Origin of the sequence: Burkholderia sp. E168m15, from assembly GCF_016586105.1 — a bacterium.
In the GTDB taxonomy this organism is placed as follows: Bacteria; Pseudomonadota; Gammaproteobacteria; order Burkholderiales; family Burkholderiaceae; genus Burkholderia; species Burkholderia orbicola.
Genome location: NZ_BCPO01000223.1, coordinates 43464 through 59231 on the forward strand (window position 1 = coordinate 43464; position 15768 = coordinate 59231).

Below are 15768 nucleotides of genomic sequence, written 5' to 3' on the forward strand. Positions count from 1 at the left end.
ATCAGTGCGATTCGCGATGCGTGAGCGGCTTGTCGCGAAGGTTCGCGCCATCGCCATGAAACAGCAGCTTGCCGATCACCAGCACGATGGCCGGCGTAACGAGTGCGACGTACATGTTGTCGATGCCGAACGGGTTGCCGAGCAGGTACCAGAACGTCGTGGCGAGCGTCGCGACGACGAGGGCCGACACGGCACCGCGCTTGCCGCTGAAGAACGGCAGATAGATGCCGATCAGCGCGACGACCGACACGGACAGCCGCAGCGCGCGGCTGAAGAACGACAGCGCGAGGATCTGCGGGACGAACAGCACGAAGATCAGCGGCAGGAAGCCGACGACCAGCGAGATCCAGCGCGTCATTCTCAGTTCGACGTCGGGCGTCGGATTGAAACGCGGCACATAGAAGTCCTTCACGATCAGCGACGCGATTGCCAGTGCGACGGTGCATACGCTGACGAAGATCGATGCCACGAGCGACGTCGTGACGATGCCGGCCAGGATCGGATTCATGTGCTGCAGGAACACCGGCAGCGCGTACAGGCTCTTGACGCCGGGATACAGGTACTTGGCCGCCACGCCGATGAAGCCGAGCGCGAGCGCGATCGGCACGCACAGGAACGCGGCGATCAGCGACGATGCACGCGCCCCCTCGGGGCTGCGGGTGGCCGAGATCGCCTGGATGATGAACTGCGTCGAGAAGATCGCCCCGGCCGTGCCGATGATCCATGCGCCGATCGTGCCGCCCGACAGCACACCGGACCACGTGAAGTAGTGCGCGGGCAGGCTCCGTGCCATCGGCGCGATACCGCCCGACAGCTTCCACGCGACGCCGACCAGAATGGCGATGCCGAGCAGCTTCACGGCGCTGTGCACGACCGTCAGGTATGCGACGCTCTTGAGGCCGCCCCACACGAAATAGATCGTGCTGACGATCGCGGTGATGACGGCGGCCGTCGGCAGGTTGATGCGCATGACCGTCGAGATCGCCGCCGCGCCGCTCACGTAGTTGCCGACGTTCACGACGAACAGCGCATAGATCATGATCGCGGAAACGGCGAGCTTCGCACCGTGCCCGTATCGCTGCGCGATGAATCCGGAGATCGTGAATTCACCCGATGCGTACAGGCGCCGGGCCATGAACAGGCCGAAGAGCAGGAAACCGATGGCGGCCGCGAGCACCGACCACGACGCGGCGATGCCGGCCGAGAACGCCTCTTGCGACGTGCCGACGGTCGATTTCGCGCCGATGAATTCCGACATCAGCAGGATCGCGACCACCAGCGCCGGCATCGAACGCCCGGCCACCATGAACTGTTCGGAATTGCGGCTGCGCAGCCGGATGCTGACCACGCTCGTCACCACGATGTAGGCAACCACCATCCCGATGATGGTGGCGGTATCCCAATAACTGAAGGTGGCCATCGCTTGTCTCCACGTTACCTTCGGTTGATGTGCGTTCGATGCGTCGAGCGATCCGGCCTGTGCCTGCCGGTATCGCTCGACGGTGCTGCGTGTCGTTGCGTACGGGGCCGCTTACGCGGCGCTGGCCACGGGCGACGATTCGTTGCGCCGCGTCGCGAGATCCACGGCCTGGCGGAACGCTTCGAGCAGGCTGCGTTCGTCGGCGATGCCCTTGCCCGCGATGTCGAACGCGGTGCCATGGTCGACGGACGTGCGGATCACGGGCAGGCCGACCGTCACGTTGACGCCGGCTTCGAGGCCCATCACCTTCACCGGCCCGTGTCCCTGGTCGTGATACATCGCGACGACCACGTCGAAATCGCCGCGGCCCGCGCGGAAAAACAGCGTATCGGCCGGCAGCGGGCCTTCCACGTCCCAGCCGCGCGCCTGCAGGACTTCGACGGCCGGCACGATCTTCTCTTCCTCTTCGCCGTAGCCGAACAGCCCGTTCTCGCCGGCATGCGGGTTGATCCCGCAGACGCCGATGCGCGGATTCGCGATGCCGGCGCGCACGAGCGTGTCGTGCCCGCGTTCGATCGTGCGTTGCACGAGGCCCGGCTCGATCTTGCGGATCGCGTCGAGCAGGCCGATGTGCGTCGTCACGTGGATCACCCGGAGATTGGGTGCGACCAGCATCATCGACACCTCGTCGATGCCGGTCAGATGCGCGAGCATTTCCGTGTGGCCGGGGAAGATGTGGCCGCCGGCATGCAGCGCTTCCTTGTTCAGCGGCGCGGTGCAGATCGCGTCGAGCTCGCCTTTCGACGTCAGTTCGACGGTGCGCGCGATGTATTGGTACGCGGCGTCTCCCGCGATCGCCGACAGCTTTCCATAAGGCAGGTCGGCCGGAATCAGCGCGAGGTCGATGCAATCGACGACGCCAACGCGGAACGCGCCTTCGGACGGACGGCCGATCGCGCTCACCTCGAGATCGACACCGGCTCTGCGGCCTGCATCGCGCAGGCGCGCGGCGTCGCCGACGACCACGGGGCGGCACTCCTCGTACACGGACGCATGCGCGAGGCTCTTCATGATGATTTCCGGTCCGACGCCGGCCGCGTCGCCCATGGTGATGCCGATGATGGGACGGTTGTCCATGGCAATTCCCTTCACTGATTGGGTTGGGCCGTGTCGGCCGGCTCGCCTGTGTTCGCAAACCGGCGCCAGGCGTGATAAATCGATTCGGGCTGGCCGAAACCGCCGGCCTTGGTCACGACGGGCAGTGCGTTGCCGTGCAGCCGGCATTCGAGCAGCGGCATGCCGTCCTCGATTTCGTCGACGACACGCAGCGCGCTCGCGCCGGCCGCGGTGAGCAGCGCGCGTGCCGTTTCGCCGCCGGTCGCGATGATTGCGCCGGCGTGGCGCACGGCTGGCGCGAGCAGCGCGGCGAGGCGCGTGGAGAACAGCTGCCCGTCGTCGACGTCGCCGCGCCGTGCCTGGCTCAACGAGACGACGACATGCCGGCCGCCACGCAGCGCGTCGCTTACCACGGTCGTGACGTCGCTTCGCGGGTCGTCCAGCGCGCAGACGCTGACTTCGAGCGCAACGAGATGGGTGCCCGCGTTCGCCTTGAGGCAGTCCAGCTGCGCATGCGAAATGCTCGACATGCTGCCTACGACCGTCAGCACGGGGCCTTTCGAATGCGGGCCGCCGGCTGTCGGGCCGCTCGCGCCATGCGGCGGCCCCAGCGCTTCGATGACGCCGTGGGCCAGGCCGGCCGAGCCGACCCAGAACACGCCGTCGAGCGCCGCGGATGCACGCGCGATGCGTTGCAGGTCGTCGTCGGATTCCGCGTCGCAGACGACGGCTTGCACGCGGTCGGATTGCAGCTCGCGCAGATGCGCGGTGAGCGCGTTTGCGTTGCCGCGCACCGTGCCGATTGCCGTGTAGGCGACACGCAGGTCTTCGGCGGACAGCAATGCAACGAGATCTGCCGTGCCCGGGATGTGTTCGTTGCGCCAGTATTCGCTCGCTTCCACGGGCACGCCGCGCACCCATTGGCGGCCGTCGATGGTCGTGCGCCCCGAGGCCGGGTAGGCCGGGCATACGATCGCCATGCCGGCACGCGACACCAGCGCGGCGACTTCCGCCGCGAAGTTGCCGCGCAGCGTCGAGTCCACCTTCTTGTAGAGGCGCGTGCCGGCACTCGACAACGACGCGACCGCATCGGCGGTGCGTCGCGCGGCCACGTCCTTCGGCAAGCGGCGCGAATCCACGTCGATCGACAGGATGTCGACCCCATGCGGCGGCGCCGCCGCGTACGCGGCATCGAGCATGACCATGGCCGTCAGGCCGTGACGCAACCCGGCAACCGCGCAGTCGGCCGCGCCCGACAGGTCGTCGGCGACGATCAGCAGCCGTGCTGCGTGCGGGGCGAGCGCGTTCACGGCAGCAGGCGCCGGTAGATGGACTTCATGTCGTCGAGCGTGAGCGCCTTCGGGTTGTTGCCGAGCAGGCGCTTGACCTTCGATGCGGCAACCGCGAGCGCGTCGAGATGTGCTTCGGACACGCCGAACTTGCGCAGATCCTGGGGAATGTCGACGGCGGCGGTCCACGCCTCCATCTTGTCGATCAGCTTGCGGGCCGCGTCGGCGTCCGTGTCGGCTTTCGACGCGAGATCGAGCGCGCGCGCCACGTTCGCCAGCCGGTCTTCGATCGCATCGAGGTTGAACGCCATCACATGCGGCAGCAGCATCGCGTTCGCGACGCCGTGCGTGACGTTGAACATTCCGCCGAGCGGGTACGCGAGCGCATGTACCGCAGCGGTACCGGCGGCGGTGAGCGCGAGACCGCCATACATCGACCCGAGCATCATCGCCTCGCGCGCCTTCAGTGACTGGCCGTTTTCATACGCGTCGACGATGTTCGCGCCGATCAGGCGCATCGACTCCATCGCGTACATGTCGCTGATCGGGTTCGCCTTCGTCGAAATGTACGATTCGAGTGCGTGCACGAACGCATCCATGCCGGTCGCGGCGGTGATCGGCTTCGGCAGGCCGATCGTCAGTTCGGGGTCCAGAATGACGATCTGCGGCAGCAGGTGACGGCTGACGATACCGACCTTCAACGATTCGTCCGGCAGCGTCACGATTGCGTTCGGCGTGACCTCGGAGCCGGTGCCGGCCGTCGTCGGCACCAGGATCATCGGCACGCCGGGGTGCTTGATCAGGTCGATGCCGAGCCAGTTCCGCAGCGGCTCGTCGTTGGTGAGCCGGACCGCGAACAGTTTCGCCGCGTCGAGCACGCTGCCGCCGCCGATTGAAAGGATCGCCTGCGGCGCAAACGGCGCGATCTGCTCGTTGAACACCGTCTCGACGTTGCCGATGGTCGGCTCCGGCTCGACGCCGCGAATGATGCGCACGTCGACGTCCTTCGCGTCGAGCGATTCGATCACGCGATCGACGATGCCGAGCGCTTCCATCGACGGTTGCGTGATCAGCGCGATGCGCTTGACCGGCGTATCGAGCAGCGCGAGCTTGTCGGGAAGCGTGGCGAGGCTGCCTGCACCGTGGACGACGTGCCTGACTGTCTGGAAATGGTAAGTCGTCATGCTGAGACCTGTTTCAGTGGCCGCGCGCGGCGTCGCGGTAGACGGAGAGCGCTTGCGCGAGGCGCTCGCGGGCCTGGGCATCGAGCGGCTGCGCGGGCGAGCGCGCGGGGCCGGCCGGCATCCCGAGCATCTGCGCGGCGGTTTTCAGCACGACGGGCATCGTGCCGAGTGCGAATGCGTCGCGCAGCGCGCGCAGCGACTCCTGCGCGGTGCGTGCGCCGGCGATATCGCCGGCGTGGAACTTGTTCCAGATCGACATCACGACATGCGGGACGGCGTTGGTCGTCGCGGCGACCGCGCCGTCGCCACCGGCGATCAGCGTCCAGAGGATCATCGAGTCGGTGCCGGTGAAGACAGCAAAATCGTCGCGCCGCAGGTCGATCAGTTGCAGCAACCGGTCGAAGTCGCCGCCGCTATCCTTGATGCCGCGGATGTTGGGAATCTCCGCGAGGCGGCGCACCGTATCGACGGTCAGCGTGACGCCCGCTTTCGCGGGAATCGTGTAAAGCATGACCGGCAGCGGCGTCGCGTCGGCGATCTGCTTGTAGTGCGCGTAGAGTTCCGGCTGCGTGGCGCCGTTGAAATACGGCGTGATCACGGACACGGCATCGACGCCGGCATCGGCCATCTTCCGGTTCAGGTCGATCACATCGCGCGTCGCATACGCACCGGTTCCCGCGATGACCGGCACGCGCGAACGTGCCTGACTGACCGCGATCCGCGCGATGCGCAGCTTCTCTTCTTCATTCAGCGCGATGAATTCACCGTTGGTGCCGAGCACGAACAGCCCGTGCACGCCGGCCTCGACGAGCCGCTCGACCAGCGCGCGCAGGCCGTCTTCATCGACGTTCTCGTTCGCCGTCATCGGCGTGATCAGCGCGGGAACGATTCCCTTGAACGCAATTGACATGCAGGCTCCGTCGCGGAAGGGACGGCGAACGGGATCGCCGTCTGTAGGGTTGTCTTGTGTCGATAGCGGCGCGGAGGGCGCGTTTGCGGTCGCGACCACGCCGCCACGTACGCCAGCCAGGGCAGCTCGTATGAGGAAACGCGGTGTCCGGGGTGTTCTCCGCACACATGATCGCTTCAATCAAAACAACTGCTCGATGTGTGCATTTTAGCCTGTTTCATGACGATATCAGTCAATGAAAACCCTTATATGATCGAATCGATCATTTTTTTGTTCGCGGAGCAATCGGGAATGCGCGGAAGGCTCAGTTTCGCCGACGTGTGCCGCGGTCGCGGAAATCGAGTGGGAGCAATAGCGGAACAATCCGAAATTCGCATGAAGCAATAGCCAAACTGGATCGACGGTGAAGGCGCCGGCCGCAGGCAGTTCACGGAGAGGCGCGAAACCCGGCTTAGCCGCTTCCCCATCCTCAGACCATCCACCAGAAAGTGACCCTTCTAACACAACAGGATTGCATTTTCACATTCAATGTGATTTTATTATCACCTGTCGCGACCCGCCGCCGACCACGTGCGCGCGGCGCCCCCATACCAAGGAAGAGACGCAGATGGAGACAATCGCCGTCATCGGCAGCAACATGGTCGATCTCGTGACCTATGTCGCGCGCATGCCCGTCCGGGGCGAAACGCTGGAGGCCCCGAACTTCGAGCTCGGCTGCGGCGGCAAGGGCGCGAACCAGGCCGTCGCGGCCGCGCGCCTCGGCGCGCGCGTCGTGATGGTCACGAAGGTGGGCGACGACGTGTTCGCCGACAACACGATCCGCAACTTCGAACGCGAAGGCATCGACACCACGCACGTGCGCAAGGTCGCCGGCGTGCCGAGCGGCGTCGCGCCGATCTTCGTCGAGCCCGATTCGAGCAACAGCATCCTGATCGTCAAGGGCGCGAACCGCCACCTGCAGCCGGCCGACATCGACGCGGCCACGCCGATGCTCGCCGAATGCGCGCTGATCGTGCTGCAGCTCGAGATCGAGCTCGACACCGTCTATCACGCGATCGAATTCGGCGCGCGGCACGGCATTCCGGTGCTGCTGAATCCCGCGCCGGCGGTCGCCGACCTCGATTTCGAACGCATCCGTTCCGTCGAGTTCTTCGTGCCGAACGAAACCGAGCTCGCGATCGTGTCGGGTATGCCGGTCGATTCGCGCGAGAGCGCCGCCCGCGCCGCCGAAGCGCTGGTCGCACGCGGGCTCAAGCACGTGCTCGTCACGCTCGGCAGCAACGGTTCGCTACTGGTGTCGCGCGACGGCGTGCATCACGTGCCGGGCGTCCCGGTCGACGCGCGCGACACGACGGGCGCCGGCGACGCGTATATCGGCTGCTTCGCGCGCTGCTATGCGGCGTCGCGCGACGCGGTCGATGCGATGCGCTACGCGTCCGCGTACGCCGCGCATTCGGTCACGGGCCTCGGCACGCAGAAGTCGTACGCCGACGCCGCGACGTTCGAACGCTTCCTCCGCGACGCCGGCTTCTGACCGGCGCCTTCATCGACGAGACATTGGGAAGGAGACACCCATGAGCAGAACCCGGATCGAACACGCCCCCGACGGCTATTACCTGAATCGCACGCCCCTCTTCGCGTTCACGCTGCTGTGCTGCCTGTTCGCGCTGTGGGGCACCGCGGCGAACCTGAACGACGTACTGATCGCGCAGTTCAAGAAATCGTTCTTCCTGTCCGATTTCGAATCGGCGTTCGTGCAGTCCGCGTTCTATCTCGGCTATTTCTTCCTCGCGATTCCGGCCGCGACCGTCGTGAAGAAGTTCAGCTACAAGACGACGATCCTCGTCGGCCTGCTGCTCTACACGACCGGCTGCCTGCTGTTCTTCCCGGCCGCGTCGATGGCGAAGTACGGGATGTTCCTCGTCGCGCTGTTCGTGATCGCCGCGGGCCTGTCGTTCCTCGAAACGGCGTCGAACTCGTATTCGACGCTGATGGGCCCGCGCGACACCAGCACGCGGCGGCTGAACATCTCGCAGACGTTCTATCCGTTCGGCGCGATGGCCGGCGTCTACATGGGCAGCTTCCTGATCTTCAAGGAAGGCGACGCGTCGCATGCACAGCTCGCGGCGATGTCGGCCGCCGACGCGCACACGCACCAGCTCGCGATGATCCAGGCCACGCTCGAGCCGTACAAGTGGCTGATCGTCGTGCTCGTCGCGGTGTTCATCGTGTTCGCGCTTACGCCCTATCCGGCGTGCAAGGGCAATGCGGCGAGTACGGTCACGCACCGGATCGACGCACGCGGCACGCTCGCGCGCCTGTTCGGCAACCGGCGCTTCGTCGCGGGCGTGGTCGCGCAATTCCTGTATGTCGGCGCGCAGGTCGGCGTGTGGAGCTTCACGATCCGGCTCGCGATGCAGATCGGCGGCCTCACCGAGCGCGGCGCGTCGCGCTACCTGCTCGCGACCTTCTTCGCGTTCTTCGTCGGCAAGCTGATCGCGACGCTCGTGATGAAGCGCGTCGGCCCGGCCAAGGTGCTGATCGTCTACGGCATCCTGTGCATCGCGCTGCTCGCGTACACGATCAGCGTGCACAACATCACCGCCGTGTATGCGGCCGTGTGCGTGAGCATCTTCCTCGGCCCGTGCTGGCCGACGATCTACGGGCTGACGATCGACGGTCTCGGCAAGGACACCGAATACGGCGGCTCGATCCTCGTGATGAGCATCGTCGGCGGCGCGGTCGTGCCGCTGATCCAGGGGCTGATCTCCGATCACACCGGCGGCAACATGCAGCTCGCGTTCGTCGTGCCGCTCGCGTGCTTCGTCGTGATCGTGTACTACGGCTTCTACTGCCTGCGTCACCTGCCGGCGGCGACGCCCGACGCGGCGGCCGACGGTCATGCGCCCACGCGCTACGCCGCGACGCGCAACACGTCGGAAGCCTGACCATGCGCGGCGAGATCGAACTGCGGCGCGACGACTTCCGCGAAGCGCCGCGCACGCTGTACCGCACCGACGGCCTCACCGTCACCGCGTTCGCGTATCCGTCCGGCGTCGAGGCGCTGAAGCTCGAGAACCGCCGCGGCCATCTCGTCGTGCTGCCGTATCTCGGCCAGATGATCTGGGCCGCCGAATTCGACGGCCGCGACCTGACGATGAAGCACATGTTCCGGCAGCCGAAGCGCGCGGCGTCGATCATCGATACGTACGGCTGCTTCATGTTCCACAGCGGGCTGCTGCGCAACGGCTGCCCGGGGCCGGACGACACGCACGCGCTGCACGGCGAGATGCCGTGCGCGCCGATGGACCGCGCGAGCCTCGTCGTCGGCACGGATGCGCGCGGCGCGACGGTCGAGGTGACCGGCGAATACGAATACGTGCAGGGCTTCGGCAGCCACTACGTCGCGCGTCCGTCGGTGCGGCTGGCGGAGCACGATGCGCGGATGACGATCGCGATGGAGGTGACGAACCTCGGCGGCGCACCGATGGACCTGATGTACATGGCCCACCTGAACTACGCGTACGTGCCGGGCGGCCGCTTCGTGCAGTCGCTGCCGCCCGGCGGCATGCGGCTGCGCGACAGCGTGCCCGCGCACGTGAAGCCGACCGCCGCGTGGCGCGACTACACGGCCACGCTCGCGCGCGAACCGGCGCGGCTCGCGACGCTCGATGCGCCCGCGCTGTACGACCCCGAGATCGTGTTCTTCATGAACGACGTGGAAACGGATGCCGACGGCGTCGCGCATTTCCGGCTCGCGCATCCGGACGGCGGCGCGTTCCACACCGCGTACCGTCCCGCGCAATTTCCGCACGCGACGCGCTGGGTCCTGCACAACGCGGATCAGCAGGTCGCCGCGTTCGCACTGCCGTCGACCTGCGAGCCGGAGGGTTACGAAGCCGAACGTCGCAAGGGCCACGTGGCAGCACTGGCGCCGCGCGCATCGCGCCGCTTCGAAGTGGTCACCGGCTACCTGAGCGCGGCGGAAGCCCGCGATGCGTGATGTGATGAAAAGCGCGACGAAAAGTGCGACGCAGCGCGCGCCGCACGCCCGCGCCGCATCAGGTCACGAGCGCGATCCCGTGCTCGCGGATCGCGGTTTCGTAGCGGCGGCTCAGTTGGCCGTCGGAGATCACGTAGTTGAAATCGGTCAGTTCGGCGAAATAGGCCGCGCGCACTTCGTCGAATTTCGTATGGTCGACCAGCAGAAAGCGGTTCTGCGCGCGCGCCATCACCTTCTTCTTCGCATCGACTTCGTGGAAATTGAAGCACGTGACGCCGCAGCGTTCGCTCACGCCGGCCGCCGAGATGAACGCCTTCGACACGCGCACGGAATCGAGGATGCCCGTTTCGGCGACCGATTCGAACACCATGTTCTGGCGGTGATACGCGCCGCCGCACAGGATCACGTTGCAATGCTGCTTTTGCTGCAGCTTCGCGAACACGTTCAGCGAATTGCAGACCGCCGTGAATTCGAGGTCGTCGGGAATGAAATCGACGATGAACGGCGTGGTCGACCCGCAGTCGACGAAGATCGTGTCGCCGGTCGTCACGAACTGTGCGGCCAGCTTGCCGATGCGGCGCTTTTCCTCGGTCTGCCGGTTGTTCTCGGCGCTGATCAGGTATTCGCCGATATCGCTGCGCTGCGCGGCGAAATGGCGCGTCACGTAGCCGCCGATCAGGCTGAGGCCGTGCGGATTGTCCGCGAGATCGCGGCGGATCGTCATTTCGGACACGCCGAACAGCTCGGCGACTTCCCTCAGATGAATCGCGTTCTGCCCTTGCAGCACGTTCATCAATGTCTTGATCCGTTCGCCTTTCTTTGTTTCCATGCCTGTATCCTGCGTGCCCGCCGCGTGAGTCGCTCGTCGTGCCGGGCGCGCGGGCCCGGCCGGAATGTCGTATTTGTAACAAACCGATGTGAAAACATCAACTTTCCGTGTGCCCTTTCCGCACACGATCCGTGGAGTCCTGACACATGCCGCTTTCCAACGCCCAACTCGCCCAAACCATCGATCACACGCTGCTCGCGCCCGACGCGAGCGACGCGCAGATCCGCGAACTCTGCCGCCAGGCGGCCGAGCATCGCTTTTACTCGGTCTGCGTGAATTCGGCGAACGTGCCGCTCGCCGCGCGCGAGCTGGCCGAAACCGGCGTGCTCGTCTGCGCCGTGGTCGGCTTTCCGCTCGGCGCGGGGCTGTCCGCCGCGAAGGCATTCGAAGCCACCGCCGCGATCGCGGCGGGCGCGGGCGAGATCGACATGGTGATCAACCTCGGCGCGCTGAAAAGCGGCCGCGCCGACGACGTGAAGGCCGACATCGACGCCGTGCATCGCGCTTGCGGCACGGTGCCGCTCAAGGTGATCCTCGAAACGGGGTTGCTGACCGACGACGAGAAGGTGCGCGTGTGCGAGATGTGCCGCGATCTCGGCGTCGCGTTCGTGAAGACGTCGACCGGCTTCGGCCATGGCGGCGCGACGCTCGCCGATGTCGCGCTGATGCGCCGTACGGTCGGGCCGACGCTCGGCGTGAAGGCGTCGGGCGGCGTGCGCGACCGCGCGGCCGCGCTCGCGATGCTCGAAGCCGGCGCGACGCGGCTCGGCACGAGCTCGGGCGTGGCGATCGTCACCGATCAAGGCGGCGACGCGTCGGGGTACTGACGCGCGAACGGCCGGCCTCCGCACGCATGCCTCGCGCGTCAAGACCGGCCGTCGACATGGCTCGCACGCGCCGCACCGTGCGGCGTCGCCCGGCGGATGCAAAAAAATCGTCCGGGTTGCCGCGCTCGGCAGCCAACGTAAGGTATCGAACAGAAGCGCCGCGCGCGAAAATACGAAAATCGAAAAACCAGCGGCCATCCGCAGCGCTTCGCGATCCGTGAACTCATCGTCAAGGCTCCAATGCAAGCCAATCTTCGATCCCGGTTCCATCACGACGGCTTTGCGGTTATCGACCGGCTGATCGACCCATCGGAGATCGAAGCCTTGCGCGAAATCGGCCATCGTCTGCTCGGCGGTCGCACGGGCTACGCCGAGGGCCTGATGTTCGATTTCTATCCCGAGACGAACGGGCGCGATGCCCGGCCTCAACTGCTCCAGCTCCACTGGGCCTCCTATTTCGAGCGTCGGCTATCGGCACTCCGTATCCGTCGCGCCGCGTTCGGGATCGCCCAGGCGCTGCTCGGCCCGGAGGTTCGTTTTGCCGGCGACAGCTTTTTCCTGAAGCAGCCGCGTACGGGCACCGTGACGCCCTGGCACCAGGACGACGCGTTTACCGACGCGCGTATCGAGCATCGCGAAGTCAACTTCTGGATTCCGCTGCAAGCCGTCTCGGTCGACAACGGATGCATGCAGTTCATCCCCGGATCTCATCTGTACGACGTCCTTCCGCATGGTCCGCTCGGGGGTGACGTGACCGCACATGGGCTCGAGTGTGTGGGCGGATTCGATCCGGCGCACGCCGTGGCATGTCCGTTGATGCCGGGAGACTGCACCGTGCATGCGGGGCGCACGCTGCATGCCGCGGGGGCAAACCTCTCGGATCAGCCGCGGTACGCGTATGCGCTCAATTTCCGGTTGCCACGACGGCGCTCGAGCGTGGCGACGAACTTCCCCTGGCACAACACGTGGCGGCCCTCGCGCATCGAGCGTGCCCGCGCGTCCCGTAGCCTGCGTGGGTACTGGCCGTATCTTCGACGCGAACTGTACACGTTCGATTTCCGCAATCCGTTCGAGTGGCGACTCGCGGGCGGCAGGATCGCGCGTTGGCTGAACGTGCCGCGGCGGCAGCTGCGCGAACCCGGGCCGGAATGAATCGTGGCGGGATTCCGTCGCACGAGCGGCACCATGCGGCGGCGCCCGGCAAATGCACGCGGTTCGGCCAAAGACCTCGCCTCTTCCGCGTACGCGGCAACCCCGGCACAATGCCGGCCATGCGCTACGACAACGCCTTCGTCTACCCGTCCACCGGCCTCGCCGGCCGGCTCGCCAACCGGATCGTCGCGAGCGGCCCGCTACTGCGCGCACGCCGCGCGCTGCTGTCGCGGCTGCCGTTCCTGCAACTCGCGAGCGACGTCGAACAGGTCGTGTATTGCACGTGGATCGTCGATGTCGCGGCCGTCGCGCACCTCGTGCCGCGTGGCGTCACGCTCGCGAGCCGCGGCGGCCGCACGCCGTTCACGACGCTCACCTACCGGCACCGGCACTTCGGCCCGCGTCTTGCCGGCCCGCTGCGGCGCGTGTTTCCGTCGCCGCTGCAGAGCAACTGGCGCCTCTACGTCGACACGCTGCCGCACGGCGCGCCGGCCGGGCGCACCGTGCTGTTCGTGAAGAACGTGTTCGACCATCCGCTTTATGCACTCGGCAGCCGGCTGTTCAGCGACGCGCTGCCGTCGCATCTCGCGCGGCCCTTCACGCATGCGGCACGCGATGGCCTTTGGGTGACAAATATTGTGGAAATTTCCGCCAAAAGAACTAGCCTTCACTCATCATGGATTGGAATGCTAGTCCGGCGGTTTATCCGCCACATCTGCGTTCTCGCGTGCGCCGCGGTTTCGGGATAGGCATAGGTCCAGATTATCGATCATGGTGCCAGATCAAAGGATCCGGCGGAAAAGGAACCTCAGCCTACGTCCGTGGAATAAAAGTCGACCGGATCTACCAGCTACTCAGCGAGAAGGAAACAACCTATTTTTATTTGCTTGAACGGAGCCGGTCCATCATCGACATCCGGGAACACTGGCCCATCCTCGATCTCGATCGTACCTTGCAGTTGTCTCGACAATGTGGCGTTCATCATCCATTCCGCAACGGCGCCCCCGAACCGTTCACACTGGATTTCCTCGTTACAGAGCTGACCGACAAGGGGCTTACGTATCGAGCAGCGAACCTATCTCCTACGGTTGCCAACTTGCATGATAGAAGCGGTCAGCTACTATATGTCCAGTATTTGTGGTGTATAGAGAATGGTGTGCCCTGGTTCCGCGTTGACACCAGCCAATTTGATCGCAAAGTCCTCCAAAATTTGCGCTACATCCGGTCGTGGTTTCTCCATCAATACCGCAGTGACGACGAGTTGGCAGAGTCATACGCCGAAACCTTCCTCGCATGCTACGAACGCAATGTCCCTCTACAAAGTCTCCTAGTTGCATCACGTCAACGTTTGCATCTCACCGACACGGCGGCGCTCGATACATTTCTCTATTGTGCGTGGTCCGAGCGTATTCCGGTTTCTCTGACGCATCGTCTTGCACTTAGCGCACCTGTCGTCCTAGACGACGGCTACAATCATGGTTGACTTCGTCGCCATTCCCTCTGCCACACCGGCCCCGGGTCTCGTTTTGCGCTTATCAGGAAGCGAGCGGACCTATCTGCGCATTACACATCGATTTAATACTTGCGTCTACGCGATGTGGGTTAGTGACGCGAAGCTTGCTCACGACGCAAGGCGTCCGCAGCGGCTCTTGCTTCACGAACTTGCCGAACTTGCCAATGCAACAGGTAGCGAATGGGGCCGCATTGTACTTCCAGACGCATTTAAAAATATTCCCGACCCGAAATCCGATCCAGATATACGTCTTCAAGCTATCTGGAAACTTGTCGAACCACTATTGGCGCAATTCTCCATCGAACAAAATCTGACCAGAGGCATGTTCACTCGATTGATCCGCGATCACGCAAAAGTTAAGCTCGTCAGTCCTGTCTCGCTCCGACGTTGGGTATTGCGCTACTACTATTTCGGCGGATCGCGCCTTGCACTGCTCGATTTACCGTCCGGGCCGCACGGAATCGTGTCAACGACCGATCTCCACGCTGACGACCTGACTACACCCGCTCCTCGCCGGCGAGGCCCTAAGTCAGCCTTATCTAATGAATTAGGTGAATGCGATTTCGTCGTACAGAAAGAAGACATTAACGACATGCGCGATGCCATGCGGCGTCTCCACGGCAAGGCGACACAGACCGGCGCACACGAGTCCTATCTGGGTAAAGAATTCAGGGAGCGTCACCCCGAACGTTACGCAGCTTACACTCGTGGCGAGCAGCAAATTCCCGTGACTTTGCGTCAGTTCCGTTACTACATCCGCGGGCCTGAGACATCAATATCCAACTCCCCAGGGCACCCATCTCTGCCAGGCGTCTATACGGCGGCCCTATATGCCTCTAGCGCAGGTGAGATTACAGAAATAGACAGTGCCACTGGGCGCCTTTTCCTCAGACAGAAAGGGCTACCCGAGATATGCCTTGGTCAGCCTACGATCTATCTTGCAATAGACCGCTGGAGCCGCTATGTCCTATCTGTTTATATGTCGCTTGCCCCACCGTCTTACGAAGAGCTTCGCTACACACTACTGATTGCTTTTACATCACGAACCAAGCGCTTCACGGCACTCGACATCGATATCGACGATATACGCTGGCCGCCAGGGATCCTCAGCGCGTGTATATGCGTAGACAGGGGTTGCGAATTCTTATCCGAATCCGCTCAACAATCGATCGTAGACGACTTGCGCATTGAGCTGAGTGTTCTTCCACTCGGTTGTCCCGACGGCAAGGCCATCGTTGAACGTCTGATAGGTGTATTAAAGAGACGCATGGCGAGCGAAGGGATGCGCGGAGCATATGCCGATAGGCCCCTGGATAGGACATCACTGGAGTTGCCCCTGTAACTCAGGACACGCGGACACCGTTAGGTTGATGACACCGCATTACGCCTGAACTCGCGAGGCGAGCGGTATTTCAGAGCTTTGTGCGGGTGGCGCTCATTGTAGTGTTCAAACGCGATAGCCAGACGCGAGAGCGCTGTTGGTGCGTCAGACTTGTCCATATAGGCGACGTAATTGTCCTTCATG

At 64.4% G+C, this 15768-nt stretch carries 15 protein-coding genes; 8 read left to right on the forward strand and 7 right to left on the reverse strand.

Annotation, left to right across the window (positions count from 1 at the left end; translation table 11 throughout):
• Position 1: 1 nt before the first annotated feature.
• The 5 genes from JMF86_RS34035 to dapA form a co-directional block, all read right to left on the reverse strand.
• Complete coding sequence (locus JMF86_RS34035) at positions 2-1420, reverse strand: sodium:solute symporter family protein (protein ID WP_201317392.1); 1419 nt, start codon at positions 1418-1420, stop codon at positions 2-4.
• A gap of 111 nt (positions 1421-1531) precedes the next feature.
• Positions 1532-2557, reverse strand: coding sequence for a 4-hydroxythreonine-4-phosphate dehydrogenase PdxA (pdxA, locus tag JMF86_RS34040; protein WP_011545728.1), 1026 nt, complete (start codon positions 2555-2557; stop codon positions 1532-1534).
• A gap of 11 nt (positions 2558-2568) precedes the next feature.
• Positions 2569-3846 (reverse strand): four-carbon acid sugar kinase family protein, encoded by a 1278-nt coding sequence (locus JMF86_RS34045; protein WP_201317393.1) that lies wholly within the window; start codon positions 3844-3846, stop codon positions 2569-2571.
• The gene (locus JMF86_RS34050; RefSeq protein ID WP_201317394.1) at positions 3843-5009 is read right to left on the reverse strand and encodes an iron-containing alcohol dehydrogenase; all 1167 of its coding nucleotides are present in this window, start codon (positions 5007-5009) and stop codon (positions 3843-3845) included. The genes JMF86_RS34045 and JMF86_RS34050 overlap by 4 nt, the downstream gene beginning before the upstream one ends.
• A gap of 13 nt (positions 5010-5022) precedes the next feature.
• Positions 5023-5919, reverse strand: a complete 897-nt coding sequence (gene dapA, locus JMF86_RS34055) for a 4-hydroxy-tetrahydrodipicolinate synthase (RefSeq protein ID WP_201317395.1) — start codon at positions 5917-5919, stop codon at positions 5023-5025.
• A 607-nt stretch (positions 5920-6526) separates the two neighbouring features.
• On the opposite strand from dapA, the gene rbsK reads away from it, so the two are divergent.
• Genes rbsK through JMF86_RS34070 form a run of 3 tightly spaced genes read left to right on the forward strand, consistent with a single transcriptional unit; the run spans position 6527 to position 9922 of the window.
• Positions 6527-7453, forward strand: coding sequence for a ribokinase (gene rbsK / locus JMF86_RS34060; protein ID WP_201317396.1), 927 nt, complete (start codon positions 6527-6529; stop codon positions 7451-7453).
• A gap of 40 nt (positions 7454-7493) precedes the next feature.
• Positions 7494-8867, forward strand: coding sequence for an L-fucose:H+ symporter permease (gene fucP, locus JMF86_RS34065; RefSeq protein ID WP_201317397.1), 1374 nt, complete (start codon positions 7494-7496; stop codon positions 8865-8867).
• A 2-nt stretch (positions 8868-8869) separates the two neighbouring features.
• Positions 8870-9922, forward strand: coding sequence for an aldose 1-epimerase family protein (locus tag JMF86_RS34070; RefSeq protein WP_201317398.1), 1053 nt, complete (start codon positions 8870-8872; stop codon positions 9920-9922).
• Between the two features lie 58 nt (positions 9923-9980).
• Here JMF86_RS34070 and deoR read toward each other — a convergent pair whose 3' ends face one another.
• Positions 9981-10751: a DNA-binding transcriptional repressor DeoR gene (gene deoR / locus JMF86_RS34075; protein WP_201317399.1), complete on the reverse strand. Its 771-nt coding sequence runs from the start codon at positions 10749-10751 to the stop codon at positions 9981-9983.
• A gap of 146 nt (positions 10752-10897) precedes the next feature.
• Between deoR and deoC the strand changes: the two genes are divergently transcribed.
• The 5 genes from deoC (at position 10898) to JMF86_RS34100 (ending at position 15585) form a co-directional block, all read left to right on the forward strand.
• Positions 10898-11578 (forward strand): deoxyribose-phosphate aldolase, encoded by a 681-nt coding sequence (deoC, locus tag JMF86_RS34080; RefSeq protein WP_201317400.1) that lies wholly within the window; start codon positions 10898-10900, stop codon positions 11576-11578.
• Positions 11579-11818: 240 nt separating this feature from the next.
• Positions 11819-12730 carry a phytanoyl-CoA dioxygenase family protein gene (locus JMF86_RS34085; protein ID WP_201317401.1) on the forward strand — a complete coding sequence of 304 codons (912 nt, stop codon included), beginning with the start codon at positions 11819-11821 and terminating at the stop codon, positions 12728-12730.
• A gap of 119 nt (positions 12731-12849) precedes the next feature.
• On the forward strand, positions 12850-13479 hold the full coding sequence (locus tag JMF86_RS34090) for a DUF2071 domain-containing protein (protein WP_236593054.1): 630 nt from the start codon (positions 12850-12852) through the stop codon (positions 13477-13479).
• Entirely contained in the window at positions 13407-14213 is an 807-nt protein-coding gene (locus JMF86_RS34095; RefSeq protein ID WP_201317402.1) for a TnsA endonuclease N-terminal domain-containing protein, read from the forward strand. Before JMF86_RS34090 ends, JMF86_RS34095 begins: the two co-directional genes overlap by 73 nt.
• Positions 14206-15585, forward strand: a complete 1380-nt coding sequence (locus JMF86_RS34100; protein WP_201317403.1) for a DDE-type integrase/transposase/recombinase — start codon at positions 14206-14208, stop codon at positions 15583-15585. The genes JMF86_RS34095 and JMF86_RS34100 overlap by 8 nt, the downstream gene beginning before the upstream one ends.
• A gap of 20 nt (positions 15586-15605) precedes the next feature.
• On the opposite strand, the gene JMF86_RS34105 is transcribed toward JMF86_RS34100, so the two are convergent.
• Positions 15606-15768: integrase core domain-containing protein (locus JMF86_RS34105; RefSeq protein WP_201317404.1), on the reverse strand; the 163-nt coding region annotated here is incomplete at its 5' end.

Excerpts from the sequence above, each read along its gene's own strand:
- fucP (WP_201317397.1), top strand. The coding sequence starts at position 7,494 with ATGAGCAGAACCCGGATCGAACACGCCCCCGACGGCTATTACCTGAAT.
- rbsK (WP_201317396.1), top strand. The coding sequence starts at position 6,527 with ATGGAGACAATCGCCGTCATCGGCAGCAACATGGTCGATCTCGTGACC.
- JMF86_RS34090 (WP_236593054.1), top strand. The coding sequence starts at position 12,850 with ATGCGCTACGACAACGCCTTCGTCTACCCGTCCACCGGCCTCGCCGGC.
- deoC (WP_201317400.1), top strand. The coding sequence starts at position 10,898 with ATGCCGCTTTCCAACGCCCAACTCGCCCAAACCATCGATCACACGCTG.
- JMF86_RS34095 (WP_201317402.1), top strand. The coding sequence starts at position 13,407 with ATGGATTGGAATGCTAGTCCGGCGGTTTATCCGCCACATCTGCGTTCT.
- JMF86_RS34070 (WP_201317398.1), top strand. The coding sequence starts at position 8,870 with ATGCGCGGCGAGATCGAACTGCGGCGCGACGACTTCCGCGAAGCGCCG.
- pdxA (WP_011545728.1), bottom strand. The coding sequence starts at position 2,557 with ATGGACAACCGTCCCATCATCGGCATCACCATGGGCGACGCGGCCGGC.
- JMF86_RS34100 (WP_201317403.1), top strand. The coding sequence starts at position 14,206 with ATGGTTGACTTCGTCGCCATTCCCTCTGCCACACCGGCCCCGGGTCTC.
- JMF86_RS34085 (WP_201317401.1), top strand. The coding sequence starts at position 11,819 with ATGCAAGCCAATCTTCGATCCCGGTTCCATCACGACGGCTTTGCGGTT.
- JMF86_RS34050 (WP_201317394.1), bottom strand. The coding sequence starts at position 5,009 with ATGACGACTTACCATTTCCAGACAGTCAGGCACGTCGTCCACGGTGCA.
- JMF86_RS34035 (WP_201317392.1), bottom strand. The coding sequence starts at position 1,420 with ATGGCCACCTTCAGTTATTGGGATACCGCCACCATCATCGGGATGGTG.
- deoR (WP_201317399.1), bottom strand. The coding sequence starts at position 10,751 with ATGGAAACAAAGAAAGGCGAACGGATCAAGACATTGATGAACGTGCTG.
- dapA (WP_201317395.1), bottom strand. The coding sequence starts at position 5,919 with ATGTCAATTGCGTTCAAGGGAATCGTTCCCGCGCTGATCACGCCGATG.